We start from the raw sequence: 7,526 nt of genomic DNA on the forward strand, positions 1-7,526 counted from the left end.
GAAATATAAACTTATTATATGAAGCATTATAAATTCGTTCTTGTTCTTGTAATGTTTATAAACATTTTGGCTTCTTGTAAAAAAGATTTTCTTGATGTGCCTGATAAAACTGTTTTACTTCGCCAGGCGTATGTTGTGGATCTAAAAACAACTGAAAATTTTTTGAACGGTATATATGTGGAAATTGCAAAATTCCATCATGGATATTATCTAATATATCCCGAATTAATAGCGGATAATATAAAACCTGTAGCAGGATCCATACCACTGAATTCTCATTACCTGTGGGCGCAGCAGGCAGATGATTCTAAAAGTGCCTTTGGAAACACTACTTTTAATATGAATCCTGTTTGGCGGGATGGATACAGAATCATCAGAGAATGCAGTTTTATCCTTGAAACCGTTGATCAGTACAGGTCTGAAGACAATGTTAAGGCAGATAATATTAAGGGACAGGCGTATGCGCTAAGGGCACTGATACATTCTTTCCTCGTCAGCACTTTTGCGCAAGCTTACAGTTTTTCATCAGATGCGTCACATCAGGGAATTCCATATATTACTACATCCAACTGGACAACGCCAGTTACCATTCAAACCGTAGCAGAAGTATATGAAAGTTTAATTTCAGATCTGACAAACGCAATTGAGCTGTTGCCTTCTGCTTCAACAAATGCGTTGACTATGAACCGAAATGCAGCCCGTGCTTTTCTTTCAAGGATCTATTTTTTTAAAGGCGATTACCAGTCATCAAAAAATATAGCTAAAGAAGTAAGTAATGAAGTACCGATAATGACCGGCTCGGCTTACCCTTCAAAACTCTTTACACCGCAGGAAACAGAAGCCTTATTTCAGTTACGGCCAGCGTCAGTTACCGTAGGAGATCCCTTCAGTACGTTTTTTGCAGGCAGGTACTTTGCAAGTCCCTCACAACAGTTTCTGGCAACAAACGATATTGCAACCATCTTAACGGAAACCCCGCAGGATGTACGGAAAGCATGGGTAACTCTTCAATCAGGAAATTGGGCTATTTCCAAATATCCTTCCGGTGTTGTGCCCAATTATGGAAATCCTGCATCTGCCTATTTTCAAACGCTGATTCGTTCTTCAGAGATTTACCTAATTGCCGCAGAATCATATGCCAAGTTAAATATAGAAGACAGTGCGAGGTTCTATTTAGATGCCATTCGAAAGAGGGCAAATCCTGCAGCATTTAGCGTCACGGCTTCCGGACAGGCTTTATTGGATTCAATCAACAAAGAACGGAGAAAGGAATTGGCTTTTGAAGGGTTTAGAATGTATGATCTATTAAGACTAAAACAAGGCGTGAAAAGGAACGATGCCTTAAATACTTCCGCTAAAGATCTGCCATATCCTAGTGAGAAGGCCGTTTCTCCAATTCCGTTTTCCGATGCCAATGTATCCGGACTGCCACAAAACCCCGGTTATTAAGTGCAGGCATACAAAATAAATAGCTTTTTTATAAAATAGAATGGCGCACAACAAATCTTCAAAATGAAGCACTCGATCTTGTTTATTTTCCTTATTGGTTCATATTATAACATAATTGCTCAAAGCGCAGCTGCTTTTAATACAGGGCTAGCTGTTGTGCATGCAGATAGTGTAATTATTAATATGGAATTGCCATCAAACGCATCCGAGCTATCGGTTTCTATAGATATAAAACCTTTGGAAAGCATTGGAATAAGTGAATGGCAGCAAATTAAGAAAAAAGCTAAGGAAGGAAACGTAAGTTGGACAGTTCCTGCAGATGAGCCAATATACATATATACGGGCGCGCTCTTTAACAAGCAGACAGCTTATTGGATAGCGGAACCTGGAGACCGGGTAGCTTTATACTATGATGGAGAGCATCTTCTATTTACCGGAAAAGGCCACGAAAAGTTCGATTTATTAAACGAAATTGAGTTGGCTAAGGCCAGGGTAACTAAACCATCAAATATCGATCAATTAAGCGTGCTTTCCCTAAAAGACTATCTTGATTGGGACAAGTATCTTAATGAACAGCTCGATGTCATCATACCGTTAATTGACCAGTATAAAGATAAAATATCATCTTTTGCCTTCAATCATATAAAAGTCAATGCAATCAGTAGAATAGAAAAAGATCGTTTCAATAAGTTTTGGACCTTATATCTTAATGCACACAAATTCAGGTTGACAGGTAGGGATTTATGTGAAATATTCGATTCTACTTTTTACAGACAACCCGCGAACTGGATGCGTAATCTGTCTGATTTTGCGCCTGGCTGGTATGATTTTGTAAAAGCTGAGGTTCACAGAAAGTTTTCCTTCAATGAAAATGACGAGCATTTAAATTCACCTAATCGTAAATTATTATATTATGAACAGGGTAAAAAAACATATAAAGGGCTTGCTCGCGAGAAGTTTTTAATTTATTTAATTGCTTATGAGACTATCGAGGAGTTTGGATTTATACCTGAAACAGAAATTTTACTGGATAAATACTATAAGGAGCCAGGCTATCCGGCTTATAAAAAATGGCTTAGGACATTTGAAATACATAAAAGAAAAGCAACTTTAATAAAAGGCAGGCCGGCACCTGATTTTACAGCAACAGATAAAACGGGGAGGATAATTAAACGATCCGACTTTAATGGTACTGTTAATGTATTATACTTCTGTGGAGCAGACAGCAAAGAAAACAAGGTTAATCTTGATGAATTAAACACTATTTATAATAATTTTCAAAAGGAAAGAGATGTTAGTTTTTCAACGATTGCTTTCGATCCGGAAAACTATGATTTATGTGCCCAAAATAGCCGGCTAAATAATTTATACAGCGAGGGGCATAGTGGTAATATAATCCGGAACAGATACCAGCTTTCGGGAGATCCACAATTAGTGGTAGTTAATCCCAAAGGCATTATTGTTACAATAATACCTTTTACCGCAGGCGAAAATACAAACGCTCGTGGTGCAATAATAGATTTAATAAAACACCAATTAGCGCTTTTAAATGATGGTCCATATGTAATTCACAAAGGCGATTCATTGTTAGTTCATTCAATTTTTAATAATGCACATTCGATTAAACAACTTAAGAGATCAGGTAAGACAATTATTACCGCAAAAACAGATATGCCGGACGAAGCATTTCACTTTCCGTTAAAAACCGTTATGCATGTAGAACCCGCTGTATATCCTGTGCCGCCTAAGCTATTTGTCTTATCAGATATTGAAGGAAACTTTGACATGCTTAAGAAATTGCTTAAATCAAATGGCATTATTGACGATCAATATAATTGGACTTTTGGGGAAGGACATCTGGTATTCAATGGTGATATGTTTGATAGGGGAGAGCAGGTTACAGAATGTTTATGGCTGATTTATTCACTGGAAGAAAAAGCCAAAGCGGCAGGTGGGTATTTGCATTATATCCTGGGAAATCATGAGATCATGAATTTAAGCGGTGATATAAGATATGTAAACCGAAAGTATAAAGAAAATGCAAAAAGACTGGGCCTGGAATATGCAGCACTTTACAATGAATGGAGCGAAATCGGCCGATGGCTACGCACGAAGAATATTATCGAAAAAATTGGCGACATACTATTTACTCATGGTGGCATTAGTAAAGAAATAGCTGATCTTAATCTTGACATTGAGCAGCTGAATAATCAGGCAAGGTTATATTATGCCAATGACACTACAGCTCGTAAGAGTAGTTTATCTTCAGTTTTAACAATATACAATTATAAGACCGCTTTATTCTGGTACAGGGATTACTATAAACATGGCAGCAAAAAGAAACCGACAATCAACCAGATCGATAGTGTTTTAAATAAATTCAATGCCAGGCAGATCATTACAGGCCATACACTTATTTCAGATACAGTCAGCGTGCATTATCAGGGAAAGGTCATTAACGTGGATACTCATCATGCTCAAGGCAAATCGGAGGCATTATTGATTGAGGCGGATCATTATTATCGTGTAAACGCCATTGGCGAAAAGAAGCCCTTATTCAATTTTAGCCAATTCCTCCCAAAAAGGTAGTTTAGTAATCTCCTGTATAACCGGCTAAGTGTTGGCTAATCGACACGCAGCCGGTTTTTTATTTGTAGTTCTTTTAGCCCCTTAAAATTTAATATTAGACTGCAAAATGCCTGCAGTGCCGGCTACTAATTTTAACAATGATTTCTAGCTAGGGTCAAATACTTTTTCTAATTATTAAATTTTATTTTATGACAAAGAATTCAGTAAAAAAACTATCAGTACTGGGACTGGTACTTGTTGCTGCTTCTGCTGTAACAGCTGCCATTGTTCCTTCCAAAGGAAATTCTGACGATGTTAGATTTGATCAGAATGGCACGCTGAAGCAATCTTCAGGTGGTGGTGCAAACAATAAAACCTGCGTGGCAACACAGGGTACCATTGGTGTCGCTTGTAATGTTTCTGCAGTTACTGGTACAACAGCCGCCGAAAATTCTTCCCAAATAGATGGTAACAGCAAAACCACTATCTAATTAAGAAACTGTGTTAAATTAATAGAAACAACTTTCTGGCTGGCAGGCCGGAAAGTTGTTTTCAGGATGTCTGTCAAAAACGGAAAAAATCATTGACTTACGACCATGAGTTTCAATTGCTATAAATGTACTTTGTTATTGTTGTTTTGTATAATTCAATACAAATGCAAAGAAGGCGATCTGAATATTCCTGTTAAGTATGAAAACTACTCCCCAAGATATGACTTGATTCAATTACATGTTGCCAATGATACGCTGCATTTTAAATTGGATGAAAATACTTATAATGAAATCAAATCGTTCAATGTATTTAAACATAATGAAGTTGAGTATATTTCCTTTTATGATCGACGTTCCGAATCAGTCAATATTTATAATTGGGATTCAAAGAATTTAATAAAAAAAGTGTTTTTAAAGGAGTGCTTTCCCGAAGACCAGCTTTATAAAACCTCGGTTTATTGCAAAAGCTTTGATAGTATATATGTAACCAATAAAACAAAGTTGTATTTGTTGGATACAGCCCGGAAAATAAAAAGATCGATAAGCTTTGTGAAAAAACCACGATTTGCATGGGCGGCCTTTGACAATACTACTCCTCCGGTTTTTAAAGGGAACTATTTATACATGGGAGTACGGCCGTATGTTAAAGAAACCTCACTGCAGGCTCTTAAAGAATGGAAGGTGTTGTACAGATTCGATATGATCAACAACAAAAGTGAATTAGTTTACCATTTGCCTGAAATGTATAGATCTGATTATTATGGGTATGATTTTCTGGATTTTAGTTATTGCTCCAATTATGAGGGTAATATCATATTAAGCTTTCCTGCCGACACAAATATCTATGAAACTGATTTGCTTAATAAACATATTGCATATTGTGGTAAAAGCCAATTTCAAAAAGACAGGATCCAGCCAGTGGCTAAAGATGTGCTAAAGAATGGCGATGGTTATAAAAGTTATTTGTTGCGTGACTCCTATGGCGCAATCTATTTTGATCCGTTCACTAAGCGATACCTCAGGGCATCAAAAAGCAAAATAAGTGAACTTGACTATCAAAATAAGCACACTAAAAAGAACCAACACATTCTAATATTTGACCAGCATTTACGGATTATTGGAGAGTCGCCAATAGATAGCGGAATCATACTTAATTCAATATTTTTTTCATCGAATGGAAGCATGTATGCCCGAATTAATGCAAATGATGAATATGGGCTGCATTTTGCGAAGCTGGAGTACAAAAACGACTATGACAAATTATCCATGAATTCAAAAGCTAAAAAATGAAATTGTTATTAATCAAAGAAAGTTATGCAAGTGTTATTTTTATTTTCCTCTTAATGGTTTCATTTGTTATTGGCTGTGGAAAGAAGCGCGGTGAACCTGAAAGCGTGGAATTAATTACCGACACTGTTAAGCAAAGTTCCATGTTCAAAGATCTCTTGAATATTACTAATGAAATCACTCCCCGGGAGATGAGAAAAGATTCTTTGGCTTTTTTGATACTGCCAGTTCAGGCAAGTTGCCCTTCATGTCGAAAGAAAACCATTGACAGTTTAATGTCTCATCAAAACAAGTTAGCTGACCGGCACTTTGTGATTATATCTGCCAATGGAGGCCGTAAAACCATCAATTCGTATTTCAAGGAACAGGATTATGAACTTCCTGTCATTAAAGACAAAATAATTCTTGATAGTATGAATCTTACGTACAAACATGATCTCTGTGATGATAAGCCGACAATATACTATACGTATGATCAAAAAGTTTTTAAAAAAGTAGCATCCATACCGGCGACCGTCCGCAACGATTTACATGATTTCTTTTCAGGAACAGGAAAATGAAAAGATTAGCGGTTTTGGGCGCTACCATAACAATATGTTATCTATGATCAATAAAATTAAAATAAGGTTATGTGAGCCTGGAAATGAGCAGGCCGGTCGATATTTTTCCTTGCGTTTGAAGCAACGATTACATAATGAGCGATCTGAATACAAAAATGTAAGGATGATCTTTGTTGTGTCTGATATTGAAGGCAATTTTCAGGCGTTCCGAAAGTTGCTGGTAAAAAACAAGGTAATTGACAGGAATTGTAAATGGACATTCGGCGAAGGACATTTAGTTATTTTAGGAGATTGCTTTGACCGGGGGGAACAGGTTACCGAATGCCTTTGGCTGATCTATTCCTTAGAAGAACTAGCGCGAAAGGACGGGGGGCACGTACATTTTATTTTAGGCAATCATGAGATCATGAATTTAAATGGTGATTGGCGTTATGTGCATCCAAAGTATGCTGAAAAACAGCCTTTTTCCAGAAACCCTCCGGCTGCACTTTATTATGGGAACGCTGAACTTTGGAAATGGTTGCAAACAAAAAATATTATAGAAAAGATCGATGACATATTATTTGTACATGGAGGTATTGCAAATGAGATGCTGGCGCTTAAATTGTCCGTAACAGAAATAAACGATCTGGCTCGTCCCTATTATCATGCTGCTGAAAAAATATTTTCGGATCCGCCTTTATATTACATATTTAATAGTGAATTATCGCCTTTTTGGTATCGCGGATATTACCAACAAGCCATTAATGAAGAGTTGGTGGATGCCACGTTAGCACATTTCAAAGTTAATACTATTATTACCGGGCATACCGTTGTAGATCATATAACGTCATTTTTTAATGGTAAAGTCATTAATGTTGATACAGACCATAGTGTAGGAAATTCTGAAGCTTTGTTGATCAAGAAAAATGGATATTATAGAGTAGACAATGAAGGCAACAGAACAAAAATAAAATGACCCCAAACGACCATTTCGGCGTTGTCATTAAGGAAATCGCTCACTGTCTTTGCAGGTAGATGATCTTTTTACTTAAAAAAGTAGTTAACTGAAACGCAGCGCAACTCGCGCAGCCTTATATCAAATGAAATAGCTTCAATATGATCTGACAGTTTGGGATTAACTTTAAAGTAACTACACAATTAAGTAATCCCAAAAGCTGTCAAATCATGA

6 protein-coding genes are annotated in these 7,526 nt (G+C 36.8%); all 6 read left to right on the plus strand.

Translation table 11 applies throughout. From position 1 onward, the window contains the following. The first annotated feature begins 18 nt into the window (after window positions 1–18). The 6 genes from JUB15_RS18680 (at window position 19) to JUB15_RS18705 (ending at window position 7,313) form a co-directional block, all read left to right on the plus strand. Window positions 19–1,449: a RagB/SusD family nutrient uptake outer membrane protein gene (locus JUB15_RS18680; RefSeq protein ID WP_207514018.1), complete on the plus strand. Its 1,431-nt coding sequence runs from the start codon at window positions 19–21 to the stop codon at window positions 1,447–1,449. Between the two features lie 63 nt (window positions 1,450–1,512). Continuing rightward, entirely contained in the window at window positions 1,513–4,038 is a 2,526-nt protein-coding gene (locus JUB15_RS18685) for a metallophosphoesterase (protein WP_207514019.1), read from the plus strand. A gap of 188 nt (window positions 4,039–4,226) precedes the next feature. Continuing rightward, window positions 4,227–4,508 carry a hypothetical protein gene (locus JUB15_RS18690; protein ID WP_207514020.1) on the plus strand — a complete coding sequence of 94 codons (282 nt, stop codon included), beginning with the start codon at window positions 4,227–4,229 and terminating at the stop codon, window positions 4,506–4,508. A gap of 132 nt (window positions 4,509–4,640) precedes the next feature. Continuing rightward, complete coding sequence (locus JUB15_RS18695; protein WP_207514021.1) at window positions 4,641–5,798, plus strand: DUF4221 family protein; 1,158 nt, start codon at window positions 4,641–4,643, stop codon at window positions 5,796–5,798. Beyond that, window positions 5,795–6,355 (plus strand): hypothetical protein, encoded by a 561-nt coding sequence (locus JUB15_RS18700; RefSeq protein ID WP_207514022.1) that lies wholly within the window; start codon window positions 5,795–5,797, stop codon window positions 6,353–6,355. Before JUB15_RS18695 ends, JUB15_RS18700 begins: the two co-directional genes overlap by 4 nt. Window positions 6,356–6,398: 43 nt before the next feature. Next, window positions 6,399–7,313, plus strand: a complete 915-nt coding sequence (locus tag JUB15_RS18705) for a metallophosphoesterase (protein ID WP_207514023.1) — start codon at window positions 6,399–6,401, stop codon at window positions 7,311–7,313. The last annotated feature ends 213 nt before the right edge of the window (window positions 7,314–7,526 follow it).

Source organism: Longitalea luteola, from assembly GCF_017356035.1.
Taxonomy (GTDB): Bacteria; Bacteroidota; Bacteroidia; order Chitinophagales; family Chitinophagaceae; genus Niastella; species Niastella luteola.